Source organism: Pseudomonas sp. W3I7, from assembly GCF_030816095.1.
GTDB lineage: Bacteria > Pseudomonadota > Gammaproteobacteria > Pseudomonadales > Pseudomonadaceae > Aquipseudomonas > Aquipseudomonas salomonii.
On the sequence record NZ_JAUSXP010000001.1, the window covers coordinates 4,552,395 to 4,570,423 of the forward strand.

19 protein-coding genes are annotated in these 18,029 nt (G+C 61.2%); 10 read left to right on the forward strand and 9 right to left on the reverse strand.

Going from position 1 to position 18,029, the window contains the following annotated elements:
* Nucleotides 1–57: 57 nt before the first annotated feature.
* Together QF043_RS20990 and pobA are read right to left on the reverse strand one after the other, a co-directional pair.
* Nucleotides 58–1,593, reverse strand: coding sequence for an MDR family MFS transporter (locus QF043_RS20990; RefSeq protein WP_307420035.1), 1,536 nt, complete (start codon nucleotides 1,591–1,593; stop codon nucleotides 58–60).
* Nucleotides 1,594–1,660: 67 nt separating this feature from the next.
* Complete coding sequence (pobA, locus tag QF043_RS20995; protein ID WP_307420036.1) at nucleotides 1,661–2,854, reverse strand: 4-hydroxybenzoate 3-monooxygenase; 1,194 nt, start codon at nucleotides 2,852–2,854, stop codon at nucleotides 1,661–1,663.
* A gap of 181 nt (nucleotides 2,855–3,035) precedes the next feature.
* On the opposite strand from pobA, the gene QF043_RS21000 reads away from it, so the two are divergent.
* Nucleotides 3,036–3,920: a helix-turn-helix domain-containing protein gene (locus tag QF043_RS21000; protein WP_307420037.1), complete on the forward strand. Its 885-nt coding sequence runs from the start codon at nucleotides 3,036–3,038 to the stop codon at nucleotides 3,918–3,920.
* Here QF043_RS21000 and QF043_RS21005 read toward each other — a convergent pair.
* Nucleotides 3,913–4,089: a hypothetical protein gene (locus QF043_RS21005; RefSeq protein ID WP_167353682.1), complete on the reverse strand. Its 177-nt coding sequence runs from the start codon at nucleotides 4,087–4,089 to the stop codon at nucleotides 3,913–3,915. The genes QF043_RS21000 and QF043_RS21005 overlap by 8 nt on opposite strands.
* Nucleotides 4,090–4,188: 99 nt before the next feature.
* Nucleotides 4,189–5,094 carry a LysR family transcriptional regulator gene (locus QF043_RS21010; protein ID WP_307420038.1) on the reverse strand — a complete coding sequence of 302 codons (906 nt, stop codon included), beginning with the start codon at nucleotides 5,092–5,094 and terminating at the stop codon, nucleotides 4,189–4,191.
* A 104-nt stretch (nucleotides 5,095–5,198) separates the two neighbouring features.
* On the opposite strand from QF043_RS21010, the gene QF043_RS21015 reads away from it, so the two are divergent.
* Nucleotides 5,199–6,065 (forward strand): MBL fold metallo-hydrolase, encoded by an 867-nt coding sequence (locus QF043_RS21015; RefSeq protein ID WP_307420039.1) that lies wholly within the window; start codon nucleotides 5,199–5,201, stop codon nucleotides 6,063–6,065.
* Nucleotides 6,066–6,099: 34 nt separating this feature from the next.
* A complete protein-coding gene (locus tag QF043_RS21020; protein WP_307420040.1) occupies nucleotides 6,100–6,714 on the forward strand; it encodes an NAD(P)-dependent oxidoreductase in 615 nt (204 codons plus the stop codon).
* A 114-nt stretch (nucleotides 6,715–6,828) separates the two neighbouring features.
* Here the strand turns inward: QF043_RS21020 and QF043_RS21025 are convergent, their stop codons facing one another.
* Nucleotides 6,829–7,707 carry a LysR substrate-binding domain-containing protein gene (locus QF043_RS21025; protein ID WP_307420041.1) on the reverse strand — a complete coding sequence of 293 codons (879 nt, stop codon included), beginning with the start codon at nucleotides 7,705–7,707 and terminating at the stop codon, nucleotides 6,829–6,831.
* A gap of 110 nt (nucleotides 7,708–7,817) precedes the next feature.
* On the opposite strand from QF043_RS21025, the gene QF043_RS21030 reads away from it, so the two are divergent.
* The 3 genes from QF043_RS21030 (at nucleotide 7,818) to QF043_RS21040 (ending at nucleotide 12,077) form a co-directional block, all read left to right on the forward strand.
* On the forward strand, nucleotides 7,818–9,443 hold the full coding sequence (locus tag QF043_RS21030) for a 5-guanidino-2-oxopentanoate decarboxylase (RefSeq protein ID WP_307420042.1): 1,626 nt from the start codon (nucleotides 7,818–7,820) through the stop codon (nucleotides 9,441–9,443).
* Complete coding sequence (locus QF043_RS21035) at nucleotides 9,440–10,882, forward strand: aldehyde dehydrogenase family protein (protein WP_307420043.1); 1,443 nt, start codon at nucleotides 9,440–9,442, stop codon at nucleotides 10,880–10,882. The genes QF043_RS21030 and QF043_RS21035 overlap by 4 nt, the downstream gene beginning before the upstream one ends.
* A gap of 259 nt (nucleotides 10,883–11,141) precedes the next feature.
* Nucleotides 11,142–12,077: a LysR family transcriptional regulator gene (locus QF043_RS21040; RefSeq protein WP_307420044.1), complete on the forward strand. Its 936-nt coding sequence runs from the start codon at nucleotides 11,142–11,144 to the stop codon at nucleotides 12,075–12,077.
* A gap of 3 nt (nucleotides 12,078–12,080) precedes the next feature.
* On the opposite strand, the gene QF043_RS21045 is transcribed toward QF043_RS21040, so the two are convergent.
* The gene (locus tag QF043_RS21045) at nucleotides 12,081–12,443 is read right to left on the reverse strand and encodes a 5-carboxymethyl-2-hydroxymuconate Delta-isomerase (RefSeq protein WP_056857332.1); all 363 of its coding nucleotides are present in this window, start codon (nucleotides 12,441–12,443) and stop codon (nucleotides 12,081–12,083) included.
* 163 nt (nucleotides 12,444–12,606) lie between these two features.
* Nucleotides 12,607–13,542 (reverse strand): LysR substrate-binding domain-containing protein, encoded by a 936-nt coding sequence (locus tag QF043_RS21050; protein ID WP_058419579.1) that lies wholly within the window; start codon nucleotides 13,540–13,542, stop codon nucleotides 12,607–12,609.
* Between the two features lie 129 nt (nucleotides 13,543–13,671).
* Between QF043_RS21050 and QF043_RS21055 the strand changes: the two genes are divergently transcribed.
* A complete protein-coding gene (locus QF043_RS21055; RefSeq protein ID WP_307420046.1) occupies nucleotides 13,672–13,848 on the forward strand; it encodes a hypothetical protein in 177 nt (58 codons plus the stop codon).
* Nucleotides 13,849–13,882: 34 nt separating this feature from the next.
* Nucleotides 13,883–14,275, forward strand: a complete 393-nt coding sequence (locus tag QF043_RS21060) for a VOC family protein (protein ID WP_307420047.1) — start codon at nucleotides 13,883–13,885, stop codon at nucleotides 14,273–14,275.
* Between the two features lie 125 nt (nucleotides 14,276–14,400).
* Here the strand turns inward: QF043_RS21060 and QF043_RS21065 are convergent, their stop codons facing one another.
* A complete protein-coding gene (locus tag QF043_RS21065; protein ID WP_307420048.1) occupies nucleotides 14,401–14,547 on the reverse strand; it encodes a hypothetical protein in 147 nt (48 codons plus the stop codon).
* 197 nt (nucleotides 14,548–14,744) lie between these two features.
* On the opposite strand from QF043_RS21065, the gene QF043_RS21070 reads away from it, so the two are divergent.
* Together QF043_RS21070 and QF043_RS21075 are read left to right on the forward strand one after the other, a co-directional pair.
* Nucleotides 14,745–16,052, forward strand: coding sequence for an MFS transporter (locus tag QF043_RS21070; RefSeq protein ID WP_307420049.1), 1,308 nt, complete (start codon nucleotides 14,745–14,747; stop codon nucleotides 16,050–16,052).
* Entirely contained in the window at nucleotides 16,049–16,807 is a 759-nt protein-coding gene (locus QF043_RS21075) for a substrate-binding domain-containing protein (protein WP_307420050.1), read from the forward strand. Before QF043_RS21070 ends, QF043_RS21075 begins: the two co-directional genes overlap by 4 nt.
* On the opposite strand, the gene QF043_RS21080 is transcribed toward QF043_RS21075, so the two are convergent.
* On the reverse strand, nucleotides 16,799–17,701 hold the full coding sequence (locus QF043_RS21080; protein WP_058419635.1) for a LysR family transcriptional regulator: 903 nt from the start codon (nucleotides 17,699–17,701) through the stop codon (nucleotides 16,799–16,801). The genes QF043_RS21075 and QF043_RS21080 overlap by 9 nt on opposite strands.
* Nucleotides 17,702–18,029 lie beyond the last annotated feature (328 nt).

Here is an 18,029-nt window from a genome sequence, read left to right on the forward strand (position 1 = left end):
TGACACACCGCTATCGCAGGCAAGCCAGCTCCCACAGTTTGATCATCATTGTGTCAGTTAACGTGCTTTGTCTTCACGACCACGCAGCACACGATCAGGCATCGCGATCGCCGCTGCCAACCCCAGCAACGACACTGCCGCACTCACCATCAGCAAATGCCGGAATGTCACCGCCAGTTCCCCGCGCAAGGCATCCTGCGCAGGCCCCGGCGCGGCGTTCAGGCCGTCGAGCAACACGTTGCCGGAACTGCCTTCAGCCCCCAGCGCGCCACTGGCCAAATGCGCAAAGCTGGAATCCTGCAACAACGCCAGCAGCAGCGCCGACATGCACGCCACACCAACCGCCCCGCCCAACGAACGGAACAGGTTAGTGGTGCTGGTGGCCACGCCAATGTCGCGCTGCTCCACCGAGTTCTGCGTGCCCACCAGGGACGTCGGAAACTGCATGCCCGCCGCAATCCCGCACAGCAGCATAAACACCGCCGTGAGCGCCACCGCCTGCGGCGCGCTGTAGGCCATGCCAAGAATCGCCAAGGGGCTCAAACATGCGCCGGTGAGGATCATCGGTTTATAACGCCCGGTCACCGAGGTCATGCGCCCGGCGAAATAAGCGCCCATCGGCAAGCCCATGGCCAACGGCAGCAAGTGCAAGGCGGCGCTGTCGGCACCCGAGCCGGTCACCGTCTGATAACGCAACGGCATCAACACCGTCAGGGAAATCGCCTGGAAGCTGGTGAAGAAAATCGTGCACCAGCACAGCACCGCGCTGCGGTTGGCGAACAGGTGCATCGGCAACAACGGCTCGCGCGCCCGACGTTCGTGCCACACGAACGCCGTCAAGGCCACCAGCGCGCAGGCCAACAGCCCCAGCACTTGCTCGTCACGCCAATGATGGCCCTGGCCGATTTCGGTGATGCCCAGCAACAAGGCGGTCAGGCCGATGATCATCAGCACCGTGCCGAGGTAATCGATGATCGGCTTGCGCTGCGGCACCGGCAGGCCCACCAGTGTGCGGTGCGCCACGTACCAGGCGCCGGCACCCAGCGGCAGGTTGATCAAAAACACCCAGCGCCACGACAGGTACTCGGTCATGTACCCGCCCAGCACCGGCCCGGCCACACTGGCCACCGCGTACATGCTGCTGAAATAGCCCTGGTAACGCCCACGCTCACGGGGCGCGATGATGTCGCCAATGATCGCCTGGCTGACCGAGATCATCCCGCCGGCACCGATGCCCTGGAGAATCCGCGCCAGCACCAACTGCTCCATGCTTTGCGCCATGCCGCAGAACAGCGAGGCCAGGGTGAACACACCCATGCCGATCAACATCATCGGCCGACGCCCATACAAGTCGCCGAGCTTGCCGTAGATCGGCACGGCCACGGTCATCGCCACCATGTAGCCGGAGATCACCCAGGCCAGCAGGTTTACATCATGAAACTGCGCGGAAATCGCCGGCATCGACACGGCGACAATGGTCTGGTCCAGCGCGCCCAGAAAGATTGCCAGCATCAAGGCGGCGAGCACACTGCGAACGGCGGGAGCGGGTTGAGTGGGCTGAGCAGGCTGAGCGGGTTGGTTGAGGCGAGTCACGGCAGAACCTTCGAGCAAGGCCCGCAGGCAAGGAAGGGCCTGCGGGAATGCCGGATACGATAGCAGGCTACTCGATAGCTTCGTAAGGAAGCCCGACGTAATTTTCTGCGATGGTCTGGCGCCCCGCCTGTGAGTGGATGAAATACTCCAGCTCGCTCTGCGCAATGCGCTGGCTGAAGCCGTCGGCTTGCGGGAACTGGTGCAACATCGAGGTCATCCACCAGGAGAACCGCTCGGCTTTCCACACCCGGCGCAGGCAGATGGCCGAATATTTTTCCAGCAGGTCCACGCGGCCCTCGCGGTACACCTTGAGCATGATCCGAAACAGCGTGCTCACATCACTGGCCGCCAGGTTCAAGCCTTTGGCACCGGTGGGCGGCACGATATGCGCGGCGTCACCGAGCAGGAACAGGCGCCCGTACTGCATCGGCTCCACCACAAAGCTGCGTAGCGGCGCGATGCTTTTCTCGATCGACGGCCCGGTCACCAGTTGCTCGGCCAACTGGCTGGGCAGGCGGGTTTTGAGCTCGGCCCAGAAACGCTCATCCGACCAATCATCCAGCGGCTCATCGACCGGTACCTGCAGGTAATAACGGCTGCGCGTCGGCGAACGCATGCTGCACAACGCGAAACCACGCGGATGTTTGGCATACACCAGTTCATCATGCACCGGCGGCGTATCGGCGAGGATGCCCAGCCAGCCGAACGGATAGACCCGCTCGAACACCTGTAACGCCTCAGGCGGAATCGACTGGCGCGCCACCCCGTGGAAACCGTCGCACCCGGCGATGTAGTCGCAGTCCAGGCGAAAGGTTTCGCCGGCATGTTCGAAGGTGAGCCAGGGCCGATCCGTTTTAAGGTCATGGGGCTGCACGTCGTGTGCTTCGTACAGCGTGACGGCGCCGGCAGCCTCGCGGGCGGCCATCAAGTCGCGGGTGACCTCGGTCTGGCCGTAGATCATCACCGACTGGCCGCCGGTCAAGCCCTTGAGGTCGATGTGGGTCAGTTGGCCATCGAGCGCCAACTCAAAGCCGTCATGCACCAGGCCTTCGGCGTCCATGCGTCGGCTCACGCCCGCCTCGCGCAGCAGGTCGACCATGCCTTGCTCCAGCACCCCGGCGCGGATGCGGCCTTGCACGTAGTCGGCGCGCTGGCGCTCTAGAATCAAGGTCTGGATGCCAGCGTTATGCAGCAGTTGGCCGAGCAGCAATCCGGAAGGACCGGCGCCAATAATGGCGACTTGGGTTTTTAGCGTTTTCATTATTTTTATGGCCCGCAAGCTTCACCCGAACGGATAGGGTGAAAGAGTTGTCATTCATCTTGTTGCTGATCATTTTTCACTTGAGTGGCCGCCATAAGAAGGTGAAAACTGAGACAAAGCCTGCGCTTTTTGCCAATTGGGGCGATTACCGCACCACTATCCTGAGTATCGGATTGAAACCATGACCAAAACTGCCAGTACCGCGATTCCGGTCTTCAAGCTTTACGGAGAAAGCCAGCAATGGCCGACCCCGGATTTGTTGCACTGTGAAACCATTTCCCGACGGAGCCGGGAATACCAGTGGGAAATCCAACCCCACCGGCACGCGGATCTGTGCCAGTTGCTGTACGTACACAAGGGCCAGGCGCAACTGGAAATCGAAGGCCAGCGCACCACACTCAGCGAAGCCACCTTGCAGGTGCTGCCGCCTTTGTGTGTGCACGGGTTTCGGTTTTCTGAAGATGTGGAAGGTTTTATCGTGACGCTGGCCGCGCCGCTGGTCAGCCATTTGCAGACCCAGTTGGGCGCGACGGTGGACGGTTTGCAAGCCCTGGGCAACTACCCGGCCGGCAAGGACAGCGACTACCTCAACAGCCTGTTCGCGCGCCTGCAGGACGAATACGCCGATGAACAACCGGCCCGCGACATGATGATGCACGCCCTGGTCAGCGTGCTGCTGGTGTGGATCAGCCGCCAGGCGATCCAGCGCCGCCATCCGCGCGCGCCGCGCGGGCGTGAATATTTCCGGCGCTTCACGCAGTTGGTCGAGCAGCATTACCGCGAACACCCGAAGATTGAAGACTTGGCCCACAAGCTGGGTATCTCGGTCTCACACCTGAACGGCACGTGTCGGGAATTGGGTGGGCAACCTGCCTTGCAGATCATGCATGACCGCCAGTTGCTGGAGGCCAAGCGCCTGCTGACCTATACCAGCATGACCATCAATGAGATGTCGGAGGTGTTGGGGTTTTCCGACCCGACCAACTTCTCCCGGCTGTTCCGCCGCCGGGTGGGGTTTTCGCCCAAGGCGTTTCGCGAGCAACTTAAGGCTGAGCAGCCTACCTGAGCGCGCTGAAACTGCCGGTACGCGGCACACACAGATCCTGATGGCAGCTGATCGCGAAGGTCGGCTGCATGCGGGTCTGTTCAACCCGGTAGGCGGCCGTGCCGTACAGCGCGGTGGCCAGCGCGGACAGGATGAAAATCATCAGGTACTTTCTAATTTTTAGGGTCATGGCACACCTCTGAATAGATCGACTCGGTGCTGTTTAAAGCATAGGTCAATCAGGGCGAGTTGCCATTATTGGGCGTCATTCAACATCTTTATGTCGGCTCTAGAGGCCGATATCCCACACCGGTTCTTCCGGGAACCGCAGCACCAGAAAATCCAGCAGGCTGCGCAGCGCCAACGGCATGTGTTTACGCGAGGCATACACGGCGTAGACGTTCATTTGCTGCGGCTCGGCTTCGGGCAGCAGCCGGGTCAATTCGCCACTGCGGATGTAGTCCCCCGCCTGATAACTGGGCAAACGCGCCACACCCGCGCCCGCCAGCGTCACCCGCAACAGTGTGGTGGCCTCGTTGGCGGTGATATTGCCCTGCACCGCCACCGACACCGGCTCGCCGTTCTCGGTGAAGTGCCACAGGCTTTTGCCGAAATAGGAGTGGGTCAGGCAGTTGTGCTCGGCCAAGTCGTGGACTTGCCGAGGCTGCGGGTGTTCCAGCAGGTACGCCGGTGACGCGCAGATCACCGAACGGCACAGCGTGAGCTTGCGTGCGATCAGGTTGGGGTCCAGTTCAAAGCTGGTGCGGATGGCCAGATCGATGCGCTCATCCACCAGGTTCACTGTGCGGTCGAGCATCTGCAGGTCGATGCTGACCAACGGGAAGCGTTTGACGAATTCGGCCACGGCCTCCGCCAACTGCGCCTGGCCGAATGAGCTGCTGACACTCAGGCGCAACTGGCCGCGCGGCGCTTCATCCGGCTCACTGACGGCCGCCTGCATGTCATCGCACAGCTCGAGCATTTGCCGACAGCGCGGCAGCGTTTCACTGCCGGCGGCGGTAAGGCTGAGCTTGCGCGTGGTGCGATGCATCAGGCGCGCTCCGACCCAATCCTCAAGTTCAGCGAGATAGCGCGAGACCACCGGCCGCGACAGGTCCAACTGATCAGCGGCGGCGGACTGGCTGCCCAGGTCAACTACCGTGACAAACACCCGCATTGCTTGAAGACGATCCATGATTTGCACGCTTTTAGAAACAAACTATGTCCAAGCATCGCATTTTTTGTTGTGTTTGGTGCAACTAAGCTCTGTGCATCACTTACCTGTTGCTGGAGCTGCACATGATCTCGGTACTCAAACGATTTGCCCTGGCTTCGGCCGCTCTGGCGTTCGCTGCCCATGCTGCGGCTGCCGACCTGAAGCTGGAGGCCTACAACCCAGGCGAAGCCGCGATCTTCCCGGTCAGCTCAGTGCTGGTAAGCGGTGCGAAAGACGCAATTTTGGTGGACGCACAATTCGGTAAGGGCCAAGCAGAGGAGCTTGTACAAAAGATTCGTGCCAGCGGCAAACACCTGACCACTATCTACATCAGCCATGGTGATCCGGACTACTACTTTGGCCTCGACACCCTGAGCGCTGCGTTCCCCGACGCCAAGGTAGTGGCACCGCAACCTGTGGTCGATCATATAAAGGCCACCATGGCCGGCAAGCTGGAATTCTGGGGGCCGAAAATGGGCGCCGACAAACCCGCCAAAATCATCGTGCCGCAAGTACTCGAAGGCCATAGCCTGAGCTTGGAAGGCCAGCAGTTGGAGGTCATCGGCCTCAACGGCCCGCAGCCGGATCGCAGCTTCGTGTGGATTCCATCGATCAAAGCCGTGGTCGGCGGTGTAGTGGTCGCTGAAAACATCCACCTGTGGATGGCCGACACCCAGAGCGCGCAGTCACACAAAGACTGGCTGACGACGCTGCAACGTATTGAACAGCTGAAACCCAATACCGTGATTCCAGGCCATTACCTGGGCAACCCTACGCTTAAGTCCGTGGCCTTCACCGCCGACTACATCAAGGCCTTCGATAGCGAGACCGCCAAGGCCAAGGACTCGGCTGCACTGATCGCGGCGATGAAAAAGCGTTACCCCAACCTTAAAGATGAAAGCAGCCTGGAACTGGGTGCCAAAGTCGCCAAGGGCGAAATGAAGTGGTGAATGGTTTTTAAACCCTAACGTACTGGAGAACGTCATGAGCAAGATTGCAATCATTGGTGCCACCGGCCGTGCCGGTAGCCAACTGCTGGAAGAAGCGCTGCGTCGTGGGCATACCGTTACGGCCATTGCGCGTAACACCGACAAGCTGGCTGTACGCCCAGGCCTTAGCGTTAAAAAAGTCGACGCCCTGGATGCGCCTGCCTTGCAGCAAGCGGTCAGCGGCCACGACGTGGTGATCAGTGCGGCGCACTTCGCCACCCTGCCCGCCAGCGCCGTGATCGGCCCGGTGAAAAAAGCCGGTGTGAAACGCCTGCTGGTGGTGGGCGGTGCGGGTTCGTTGTTGTTGCCAGGTGGCGGTCGAGTGATCGACAGCGAGGGTTTCCCGGCCGAATACAAAGCCGAAGCCAGCGCCGGTGCCGAGTTTCTCGACGTGCTGCGTCAGGAAAAAGAACTGGATTGGACCTTCCTGTCACCGTCGGCAGAGTTTGTTGAAACCGAGCGCACCGGCAAATTCCGTCTGGGCCACGATGATCTGCTGGTGAGCGCCGAAGGCCGTAGCTGGATCAGTTTTGCTGACTTTGCCATCGCCCTGATCGACGAAGTGGAAACACCGAAGCACTCGCGCCAACGCTTCACCGTCGGTTACTGACCCGGCGCGGTCAAAACTGTGGGAGCGGGCTTGCTCGCGAATACGGTGGTTCAGTTAGAACATCTCTGACTGACACACCGAATTCGCGAGCAAGCCCGCTCCCACATTTGATCTTCAGTGTGAGGACTGGTGTGCCTCGCTCACCAGCCACGCCATTAACGCTTGCAGCCCAGCCGAAGGCTCAGTCCCCGGCGGGTACACCAGGTAATAACCCATCCCCGTCGGCACCCGCAGTTCAAACGGCGTCGCCAGCCGCCCGGCTTTCACATCCTCGCCAATCAGCGCACTGTCGCCAATCGCCACGCCCGAGCCTTGGGACGCTACCGTCATGGCCAGGTCCAGCGTCTCGAAATGATGCCCCTGGGCAAGGTTGCTCAGCCGCGTATTCGTCGCCTTTAACCACAACGCCCAATCCCGCTCGTCCCGCGTGGGGTGCAGCAGCACCTGTTGTTGCAGATCTGCCGGGATGTGCAGACCGCCGAGCAACGCCGGTGCGCAGACGGGCGTGAGTTGCTCATCGAACAGGTGCCGTGCCTCGGCCGACTGCTCGGCGATGGGCGCATAGATCACCGCCGCGTCAAATTGCTCACGGCGAAAGTCCACGGTGTAGGCCACGGTGGTAGTCAGCTCCACTGGCACATCCGGGCGCTCCTTTTGCCACTGCATCAGGCGCGGCAGCAGCCAGCGCATCACACAGGTGGAGGCCTTGAGTTGCAGGGTCGCGCGGCGGCTGCCGATCTGCTCCACCGCATCACCGATCAGGCCGAATACCTGCTGCGCACGCAGCGACCATTCGCGGCCTTCTTCGGTCAGGCTCAAGCCGCGTGCCTGGCGCTGAAACAGGGTGTAACCCAGATGGCTTTCCAACCCGGCAATCTGACGGCTCACCGCGCCTTGGGTGATGTGCAGTTGTTCGGCGGCGCGGGTGAAATTGCAGCACTGGGCGGTGACCCAAAACGTGTGCAGCGCGGGCAGGGGTGGAAGGCGTTTCATCGGGATAAGCCATGACGTGGGAACATGGCTAGTATGACTTTTTATCGATTGTTGCCGCTATGGGCCAGCCGCTCCAATAGCGCCTCGAATCCATAACAAGAGCGACACGTATGGCGACCTGCGGCGAAGTATTGGTCAACCTCCTGGAGAGCTACGGCGTGGACCAGGTGTTCGGCATTCCCGGCGTGCACACCGTTGAGTTGTATCGCGGCCTGGCGCGCTCCGGCATCCGCCACGTCACACCCCGCCACGAACAGGGCGCCGGGTTCATGGCCGACGGGTATGCGCGCACCCGCGGCAAACCTGGCGTGTGCTTCATCATCACCGGCCCGGGCATGACCAATATCACCACCGCCATGGGCCAGGCCTATGCCGACTCGATCCCGATGCTGGTGATTTCCAGCGTGCAGTCGCGCAGCCAATTGGGCGGCGGGCGCGGCAAATTGCATGAGCTGCCGAACCAGAGCGCGATGATCGCCGGCGTGGCGGCGTTCTCCCATACCTTGATGTCGGCGGCAGAGTTGCCTGGCGTGCTGGCGCGGGCGTTTGCGTTATTCCAGGCGGGGCGACCACGCCCGGTGCATATCGAGATCCCGCTGGATGTGCTGGTGGAGAACGCCGATGCATTGCTCGCCAGCCTGCCGGTCCGCGTCGCCCGCGCAGGCGCAGCGCCGTCGGCGGTCAAGCACATGAGCCAGTTGCTCGCCGCGGCCAAGCGCCCGCTGATTCTGGCCGGTGGCGGTGCCATCGATGCCGCGCCAGAGCTGACGCGCCTGGCGGAAACCCTCGGCGCGCCGGTGGCACTGACCATCAATGCCAAAGGCCTGTTGCCATCGACGCACCCGCTGCTGATCGGCTCGACGCAAACCCTGGTCGCCACCCGTGCGCTGGTCGCTGAAGCCGACGTGGTGCTGGCCATCGGCACAGAACTGGCGGAAACCGACTACGACGTGACCTTCGCCGGTGGCTTCGAGATCCCCGGCGCACTGCTGCGGGTCGACATCGACGCCGACCAGACCGTACGCAATTACCCGCCGCATGTGGCGCTGGTGGCCGATGCGCAGATTGCCGCCGAAGCCTTGCTCGCCGAATTGAACAAAGCGCCGCTGCCTGCACGCGACAGCAATTGGGGCAGCCGACGTGCAGCCCGCTTGTGGGCCGACCTGACGCCCAGCTGGGACGCGGCCACCCGCGCGCAAACCCTGTTCCTCAACACCGTGTTGCAAGCGCTGCCCAACGCCGTGCTGGTGGGCGACTCCACCCAGCCGGTGTACAGCGGCAACCTGACCCTGAACCTTGACCACCCACGCCGCTGGTTCAACTCGTCCACCGGCTACGGCACCTTGGGTTACGCCCTGCCCGCCGCCATCGGTGCCTGGCTGGGCCGAGGTGACGGCCAGCCGGTGGTGTGCCTGATCGGCGACGGCGGCCTGCAATTTTCCCTGCCGGAACTGGCCAGCGCGGTGGAAGCGCAGGTGCCGGTCATCGTGCTGCTGTGGAATAACCAGGGCTATGAAGAGATCAAGAAATACATGCTCAACCGCGCCATCGAGCCGGTCGGTGTGGACATCTACACCCCGGACTTTATCGGCGTCGCCAAGGCTTTGGGTTGCGCAGCGGAAAGTATCCAGGGCCTCGAGCCTTTGCGCAGCGCGTTGCGCGCCGCCGCAGATCGCCAGGGGCCGACACTGATTGAAATCAACCAAGGGCTTTGGATGCAGGAGGTGACGGTATGAGCACAGTTTTGAACGGCGTGTTTATCAATGGCCAATGGCGCGCGGGCCATGAAGTGCTGGAGGTGATCAACCCGGCCACCGAAGCGACCTTGGCCCATGTCAGCGTGGGCGATGCCTCAGCGGTAGAGCTTGCGATCGACGCGGCCAGCGCGGCTTTTGTCGACTGGTCGAACAGCAGTGGCCGTGATCGCGGCGCCCTGTTGCGCAAGGTCGCTCAAGGGGTGAACGAGCAGCGTGAACCGCTGATGCAGTTGCAGTCGAGCAACAACGGCAAACCGCTGTTTGAAGCGGGGATCGATGTGGATGACGTGATCGCCACCTTCGCATACTACGCGGGTATTTGCGATGCGATGGACGCAGGACAAGACAGCCCGGTGGTCTTGCCCAGCGACGATTTCAGCGCACGCCTGCGCCGCGAACCCTGCGGTGTGGTGGGCTTGATCGTGCCGTGGAACTTCCCGATGGTGACCACCGCCTGGAAGCTTGCCCCCGCGTTGGCGGCCGGTTGCTGCGTGGTGCTTAAGCCGTCGGAAGTCACGCCCCTGGCGGAGTTGCAATTGGCGCGGATTATTGCCGAGGCCGGCTTCCCGGCAGGAGTGTTTAACCTGGTGTGTGGCACGGGGCTGGCGGTGGGTGCACCGCTGGCGGCGGACCGTCGCGTGGCGAAAATTTCCTTTACCGGCAGCAATGCGGTGGGCGTGCAGGTGATGCAGCGCGCCGCCGAAACCATCAAGGGGGTGAGCCTGGAACTGGGCGGCAAATCCTCGTTGCTGGTGCTGGCCGATGCAGACCTCGACCTGGCGGTGGAACTGGCCTGTGGCGGTGGCTTTTTCAACGCGGGGCAGATCTGTTCGGCCACCAGTCGCGTGTTAGTGGCCGACAACCTCGCGGATGAATTCCTGCAGCGTTTGCAGGCACGGGCGGAAGGGATTCGCGTGGCGGACCCGTTTGCCGAGGATGTGGAGATGGGCGCGCTGATCAACCGTGCGCAGTATCAGCGGGTGCTGGGGCATATTCAGCGCGGCATCGATGAGGGCGCGCGGTTGCTGTGTGGCGGCGCTCGCCCGGAGGGCCTGGAAAAAGGTTTTTTCATTCGCCCGACGGTGTTTACCGACGTGCCGCTGGACAGCGCCTTGTGGAACGAAGAGATCTTTGGTCCGGTGCTGTGCGTACGACGTTTTGCCACGGAGGCCGAGGCCATCGCCCTGGCCAACGACAGCGACTTCGGCCTGGTCGCCAGTGTGGTGAGCGCCCACATCGACACCGCCGAACGCGTGGCCAATGCCTTGCAGGCGGGCCTGGTGTGGATCAACGCACCGCAGGTGATCTTCCCGCAGACGGCATGGGGCGGCTACAAGCAGAGCAGTATCGGCCGCGAACTGGGGCCGTGGGGGTTGGCGGCGTTTCAGGAGATCAAGCATGTGATTCGTGCCAGCTGACACCACAGTGCTCTTATTGCCCTATCTTCAGCCCGCCACCCCTCGACCTGCTGTGGCCTGGTGGTCAGTGTGCTGATCGTCCCAGGCTTGAACCTAAAGCATTACAGCCGACATATCCACTGACGTCGTGTTGCCAACATTTTATGTCCCACACCAAACATAGAAACGCCCTACAGCGCTTTCTATTGGTACGACCGTTCCGTTAAGCTTTTGCCAGTCTTGTACTGAGTTCGGTACAAAGGGTTTACGGACGAAACCGATGCTAAACAGTAACTTGCTCAGAAAGCTCGATATGCAGGACTTGATGGTGTTTATTGCCGTCTATGACCAGAGCAGCGTTACCGAGGTATCCGAGACGCTGTTCGTCAGCCAGTCAACCGTGAGCTACAGCCTGAAGAAGCTGCGCACCAGTTTTGAGGATGAGCTGTTTATCAACACGCGGGCCGGCATGCGCCCGACGTACAAGGCCACCACCATGTACGGGCACGTGCAGAAGATCCTGGAAAGCATCAACCTGTGCCATGCCGGCAGCCAGGCCTTCGACCCGACGCAGCAGGCGGTGACCTTCAATGTCTGTGCTCCGGAATATTTCGAACAGTTGATTTTGCCGCGTCTGTTGAAGCACTTCGACCGCGCCGACTTGCCGGTGAGCGTCAATGTGCAAAAGCTTGAAACCGAGATGCCCGCCAATGACCTGCGTGAAGGCCGCCTCGACCTGGTGATCTGTTTCGGCCCGCACCTTCACCGCGCCCACAAAGACTTCAAGACCCAGATGCTGTTGGAAGACGATTTGGTGTGCGTGTTCGATAAACGTTCGAGCCCGCGCGAGCCGGCTTTTAGCTTGCAATCGTTTGTCGAACGACGCCACGTGTTCCCCACGCCCTGGCCCTGCGACACCAACATGATTGATGGCTGGCTGGCACGCCAGGCTCACAAGCGCCAGGTGATTGCGCGTGCCAACAGCTACAGCGCCGCCTTGAAGATGATCAGCGGCACCGACTTTATCGTCACCCTGCCCCGTCGCGTGCAAAAGCTGCTGGCCCCGGCCACTGTGTTCGGCCATTGCGAAGCGCCGAACGGGTTGCCGGGGTTTACCCTGGACATGCAGTGGAATGAAACCAGTGGCCAGGACAGCGCCAATACCTGGTTTCGTGAGCAGATCGTCAAGGTGTGCGCCGATCAGGGCTTGTTGTAACCCTTAGCCGATTGCGACTTTGCTGTAGGAATCACGATCCATGTCCAGCAACTGGACACTGAGTTGAACCTGCAAATCGGCCGGCCACTCAGCGGCGTCCTGCAGGGCCGCCAACAAGCTTTCCGACAACTGCTGCTTGACCTGGGGTGAGCGCCCGCTGAGCAGCGAGAGCTTTACCGCAATAAAACCGCGCGGGCTGAGGGAGGTGCCCACCTGGAAACTCTCGACCTTGATTGCACGGCTCTTGATATCGAACTCGGAACCGAACTGCCCGGACGCCATCAGCACGTTGTTCAGGCGCAGCAGGGTTTTCTCGACGGCAAGGCCGGTCAGGTTGGCGGTGTATTCCAGGTGCAGGTGCGGCATGAAAAGCTCCGAGTGGGCTTGAAAAGAAACCTACATATAGCATGCAGTTGAACGAAGTCAGACCGATTTCAATGTGAAATTTCGATCAGCCCCCGCAGCAACGGATTTTCCCAGAACGCCACGATCACCAACACCCCGGAACACAGCGCCTTGAAGGCTTATCTCAAGACTTTTCCGCGAGTACCGGCAACCTGTCGCGCTCACTCATGAACGCCTCCAGCCGTGAACGCATCCAGCGTTCGGCAGGGTCGGTGTCGACGTGGCTGAGCCAGACCATGGACAGGTCCAAAGTCGGGGTTTCAAACGGGAACGGCTCACAGAACAGGTTGCCACCGGCGGCCATGGCATGGGCGGTGTAATCCGGCAGGCTGGCGATCATATCGGTGCCGGCGAGCAATGCCGGCAATGCGCTGTATTGCGGCACCGACAGCACCACGTGGCGCTTGCGACCAATCTCGGCCAGCCACTCATCGGCAAACCCGGACACGTTGGCGGTGTGAGACACCAGCACATGAGGGCGCGCGCAATATTCGTCGAGGGTCAGCGGTGTGTCCGAGGCATCGGCACGCAACAGGCAGGGGCGGATATGCCGCAACAACTTGCGCTTGGCATTGGCCGGCAGGCCGCGGGTCTGGGTGATGCCCACGGTGATATCGCCGGAAGCCAGCAGATCGGGGATGCGCCAGTAATCGACGTGCTGCACCACGAACACCACCAACGGCGCTTCCTGGCGCAAGGCCCGCAACAGCGGCGGCAGCAGGCCGAATTCGACGTCATCGGACAGGCCGATGCGGAAGGTCATGGTGCTTTGGGTCGGGTCGAAATCGTGGGTCAGGCTCAAGGCCGACGACAATGAGTCCAGGGCCGGCGACAGGTGCTGGATGATCTCTTCGGCCCGTGCGGTGGGCTCCATGCGGTGACCGACGCGAATAAACAGCGGGTCGTTGAACAAGGTGCGCAGGCGGTTGAGGGCCGAACTGATGGTTGGCTGGCCGAGAAACAGTTTCTCTGCCACCCGCGTCACATTGCGCTCGAGCATCAGTGCTTCGAAGACCACCATCAGGTTGATGTCGGCCTTGCGTAATTCGTTGCGATTCATCGGCGCCTGCCCCTTTCCCCAAGACAAGCCGCAGTTTAGAAAGCCCGGGGGGCTGCGTCTATGTGAACACTGTTCATCCGGCGCCTTTGGGACTATAAATCAGCGCTTGAAGGTCAAAGGATCGCCATCGTGCTGGTCATTATTGCCTTGGCCATGGTCGTGGCCGGGCTCTGCCTCTGGGTCGTCCGGTTCATTGCCAACCCTACCGTCAGGACCCTGACGCGAGTGTTTATTGGCTTGTGCCTGGCGGCGGCAGTGGCTTATCTGGTGCTGGCGTGGGGTTTGCCTATCTCAGTGCTGGCTTGACGACCCGTAACTTTTTCTGCAAGGACTGCCTATCTTGAAATTCGCCTACACCATTATCTATGTGCCCGACGTTGCTGCGTCATTGGCATTCTTTGAAACAGCCTTCGGCTTGCGTCGCCGTTTTTTGCATGAATCCGGCACTTATGGCGAGTTGGAAACCGGTGACACCACGCTGTCGTTCGCTGCACATGAACTGGGCGAAATGAACTTCGACGGCGGGCACGTCGAGGCGCACACCTCTAGACAGCCGCTGGGGATGGAGGTGGGATTTGTCACCGAGGATGTATTCGTCGCCCATGCCAAGGCGCTGCTGCACGGCGCAAAAGAACTGTCGCCACCGAGCACCAAGGCGTGGGGGCAAGTGGTGTCGTATGTGCGCTGCCCCGATGGCACGCTGGTGGAGTTGTGTACGCCGATCGTGGGCTGAACACAGAAACATTGTGGGAGCTGGCTTGCCTGCGATGGCGGTGTGTCAGGCACAGATGTAGAGACTGACCCGCCGCCATCGCAGGCAAGCCAGCTCCCACCGTTTGATCCTCATTGCCCGCAGATTCAGGGCTTGAGCGGGCGCTCCTGATCGCGCTCGGACAGCTCGGTGCCGTCGTCCGGATGTTTCCAGGTCTGTGGCTTCTCTTCTTCGCGTTGCCGCCGGGCCTGCTCGTGCTCCGGCTCGTCCTGACGTTTGTGCTCGTCACCCATATGCACCTCCCTTCCATAAGAAATTGGTCACTTCTGAAGCATAGAACAGCAGCGAGATTTTGACGGGCGCACTGATTGATAGCCAATACGCATCAATCCATCCAAATTACTCACTTATCATTTCTAAATGTGTCAGCCACTATCCGCGGTCTTAAGCGAAACAAGCACTTTAAAAAGAACGCTGGAGACACAAAACCATGACTAGCCCTTCCCGGCCCGACTCTGCCCGCTCGAAAGTTGGTGCGGTATTCCGCGTAACTTCGGGCAACTTCCTCGAACAGTTCGACTTCTTTCTGTTCGGCTTCTACGCCACCTACATCGCTGCCGCGTTCTTCCCCGCCGCTAATGAGTTTGCGTCATTAATGATGACCTTCGCCGTGTTCGGTGCAGGCTTCCTGATGCGGCCTCTGGGCGCAATTATTCTGGGTGCCTATATCGATGACGTCGGTCGTCGCAAAGGCTTGATCGTGACCCTGTCGATCATGGCCAGCGGTACGCTGCTGATCGTGCTCGTACCGGGCTATCAGACCATTGGCCTGTGGGCACCGTTGCTGGTGCTGCTAGGCCGCCTGTTGCAAGGCTTCTCGGCTGGCGCAGAACTGGGCGGCGTGTCGGTGTACCTGTCTGAAATGGCTACGCCAGGCCGCAAAGGCTTCTACACCAGCTGGCAGTCGGGCAGCCAACAGATCTCCATCGTGGTGGCCGCCGCACTGGGCTACGGCCTGAATGTGTGGATGGAACCGTCGGTCGTGGCCGATTGGGGCTGGCGCATTCCGTTCGCCCTCGGCTGCGTGATCATCCCGTTCATCTTCGTGCTGCGTCGCAACTTGCAGGAAACCGAAGAGTTCGCCAACCGCAAGCATCGCCCGACCATGCGCGAAGTGCTGGCGACCCTGGTGAAAAACTGGAGCGTGGTGATCGGCGGCATGCTGATGGTGGCCATGACCACCACCGCGTTCTACCTGATCACGGTGTACGCGCCGACCTTCGGCAAGACCGTGCTGCACCTGAGCACCTCCGACGCCCTGCTGGTGACCTTGCTGGTGGCCGTGTCGAACTTTGTCTGGCTGCCGATCGGCGGCACACTGAGTGACCGCTTTGGCCGCAAGCCGGTGCTGGTCGCAATGACCGCCCTGACCGTGATCACCGCCTACCCGGCGCTGTCGTTCGTGGTCAACGCACCCAGCTTTGCGCATATGCTCGAAACCCTGCTGTGGTTCTCGTTCCTGTACGGCATGTACAACGGCGCGATGATCCCGGCGCTGACCGAAATCATGCCGGTGGAAGTGCGCGTGGCGGGCTTCTCCCTGGCCTATAGCCTGGCAACGGCGATCTTCGGTGGCTTCACACCGGCGATCTCCACGTGGTTCATTCACATCACCGAAGACAAAGCCTCGCCGGCCTATTGGATGATGTTTGCCGCGGCGTGCGCGCTGTGCTCGACCCTGGCGCTGTACCGTCGTGCCAACACGCGCGGCCAGGTCATGCAGGGGGCGGTGTCATGAAGACGCTATTGAAAACCCTGACGGCCCTGACCCTCGGTGCCCTGGCGCTGACGGCCCAGGCCGAACAGCTCAAGGTGATGACCTCCGGCGGTTTCACCGCTGCCTATAAACTGCTCGGCCCGCAATATGCCCAGCACAGCGGCGACACCCTGGACACCATCCTCGGCCCGTCGATGGGCAAGGCGCCGGAAGCGATCCCTAACCGCCTGGCCCGTGGCGAACACGCCGACGTGGTGATCATGGTCGGCTATGCCCTGGATGACTTGATCAAACAAGGCAAGGTCGACCCTGCGTCCCGCGTGGAACTGGCGGATTCGCGCATCGGCCTGGTCGTCAAAGAAGGTGCGGCCAAGCCTGCGATCGGCACCGATGCCGAGCTGAAGGCCGTGCTGAGCAAGGCCAAGTCCGTGGCGTATTCGGACAGCGCCAGCGGTGTGTATGTCGAGAAGGAGCTGTTCAAGAAGCTCGGCATGCCCGCCAAGGGCACGATGGTCGAGCGCACCCCGGTGGCCGAAAAGGTCGCCAAGGGTGATTACGAGGTGGGCCTGCAACAGGTGGCCGAATTGTTGCCGGTGCCGGGCGTGACGTACGTGGGCAAGATCCCGGAAGACGTGCAATCGGTGACGCGTTTTGCGGCGGGCATTCCGGTCAACGCCGAACACCCGGCGCAGGCCAAGGCATTGTTGCAATTCCTCGCCTCGCCCGAAGCGCAACCGGTGGTGCAATCCACCGGCCTGGACTCGGTGTCACACTGACCGAAACGGCATCTCGCGCACCAACCGCTCCAACTCCAGCGCCGCTGGCGGCAATGTCCGCCCGCGGCGTTTTATCAAGCCCACATGGCGCATCACCTGCGGCTCGATCAGCGGCACACTCACCAGAATCGGGTGTTCGCACGCTGGCATCGCAATCGACGGCACCATCGCCACGCCCAGCCCCGCCTCCACCAGCCCGATCATGGTGGTCACGTGATGGGTCTCGCAGATACTCGGTTTTTTCACCCGCACGCCGCGCAACGCCTGGTCCAGCAGGAAACGGTTGCCCGAGGTTTTGTCCACGGTGATGTAGTCGTGCTCGTAGGCCTCGGCCCAGGTCACGCTGTCGCGTTCGGCCAATGAATGGTCACGACGGCAAGCCAGCACATAGCGCTCCTGGAACAGCAACTCGAACTCCACCTCATCGGCCAGGCTGCCGCTGAAACTCACGCCGAAATCCGCCTCGCCGCTTTCCACCGCATTGCACACCTCACCGGCGCTGGCATCCAGCACGCGCAGGCGAATCTTCGGGTACAGCTTGTGGAATTCGGAGATCACGTGGGGCATGAAGTAGTACGCGGTGGACGGCACACAGGCAATAGTCACGTTGCCCATGCGCGTGGAGGCGACGTTGCTGATCCCCATCAAGGCGATGTCGAGGTCGTCGAGAATGCGCTCCACCTGAGGCAGGAACGCGCGCCCGACCATGGTCAGGCTGACCCGCCGCGTGGTGCGTTCGAACAGCTTGACGTCGAGGGCGGATTCGAGCTTTTCGATACGTCGGCTGAGGGCCGGCTGCGAGATGCGGATGGCCTCGGCGGCACCGCGAAAACTGCCCTTGTCTACCACGGCGCGGAAGGCTTGGAGGTCGTTGAGGTCGAAGTTGATGATCACGGGGAATGGGCCAGTGTGGTCGATTTGGGGGGCATTATCGTATGGCCGGTGGTAAGGCGCCATGCGTGCCGGGGGCGGGTTGCGTTAATAACCCTGCTACAAATATGAAGTCATACATATCAGTGCGTTATTGGCCGAGTGGCGTCACGCAGTCGCGAAAAAGCGTCAATACTTGCAGCCTGAGTTACTCAACAGGAGAGAGAAACGCTCATGGAAACCTGCCAGAACCCCTACCTATTTTGGATCGATGATGAGACGCCGGACACCGACATCGGTCAGTTGCTCCTTGCAACACGCCAATGGTCGAGTAGGATTGAATCCTACCCAC

What these genes read in the sequence shown, in the direction of transcription:
- QF043_RS21070 (WP_307420049.1), top strand. Translation starts at nt 14,745, where the DNA reads ATGACTAGCCCTTCCCGGCCCGACTCTGCCCGCTCGAAAGTTGGTGCG.
- QF043_RS21045 (WP_056857332.1), bottom strand. Translation starts at nt 12,443, where the DNA reads ATGCCGCACCTGCACCTGGAATACACCGCCAACCTGACCGGCCTTGCC.
- QF043_RS21010 (WP_307420038.1), bottom strand. Translation starts at nt 5,094, where the DNA reads ATGGATCGTCTTCAAGCAATGCGGGTGTTTGTCACGGTAGTTGACCTG.
- QF043_RS21075 (WP_307420050.1), top strand. Translation starts at nt 16,049, where the DNA reads ATGAAGACGCTATTGAAAACCCTGACGGCCCTGACCCTCGGTGCCCTG.
- QF043_RS21065 (WP_307420048.1), bottom strand. Translation starts at nt 14,547, where the DNA reads ATGGGTGACGAGCACAAACGTCAGGACGAGCCGGAGCACGAGCAGGCC.
- QF043_RS21020 (WP_307420040.1), top strand. Translation starts at nt 6,100, where the DNA reads ATGAGCAAGATTGCAATCATTGGTGCCACCGGCCGTGCCGGTAGCCAA.
- QF043_RS21050 (WP_058419579.1), bottom strand. Translation starts at nt 13,542, where the DNA reads ATGAATCGCAACGAATTACGCAAGGCCGACATCAACCTGATGGTGGTC.
- QF043_RS21005 (WP_167353682.1), bottom strand. Translation starts at nt 4,089, where the DNA reads ATGACCCTAAAAATTAGAAAGTACCTGATGATTTTCATCCTGTCCGCG.
- QF043_RS21030 (WP_307420042.1), top strand. Translation starts at nt 7,818, where the DNA reads ATGGCGACCTGCGGCGAAGTATTGGTCAACCTCCTGGAGAGCTACGGC.
- QF043_RS21000 (WP_307420037.1), top strand. Translation starts at nt 3,036, where the DNA reads ATGACCAAAACTGCCAGTACCGCGATTCCGGTCTTCAAGCTTTACGGA.
- QF043_RS21040 (WP_307420044.1), top strand. Translation starts at nt 11,142, where the DNA reads ATGCTAAACAGTAACTTGCTCAGAAAGCTCGATATGCAGGACTTGATG.
- QF043_RS21015 (WP_307420039.1), top strand. Translation starts at nt 5,199, where the DNA reads ATGATCTCGGTACTCAAACGATTTGCCCTGGCTTCGGCCGCTCTGGCG.
- pobA (WP_307420036.1), bottom strand. Translation starts at nt 2,854, where the DNA reads ATGAAAACGCTAAAAACCCAAGTCGCCATTATTGGCGCCGGTCCTTCC.
- QF043_RS21025 (WP_307420041.1), bottom strand. Translation starts at nt 7,707, where the DNA reads ATGAAACGCCTTCCACCCCTGCCCGCGCTGCACACGTTTTGGGTCACC.
- QF043_RS21035 (WP_307420043.1), top strand. Translation starts at nt 9,440, where the DNA reads ATGAGCACAGTTTTGAACGGCGTGTTTATCAATGGCCAATGGCGCGCG.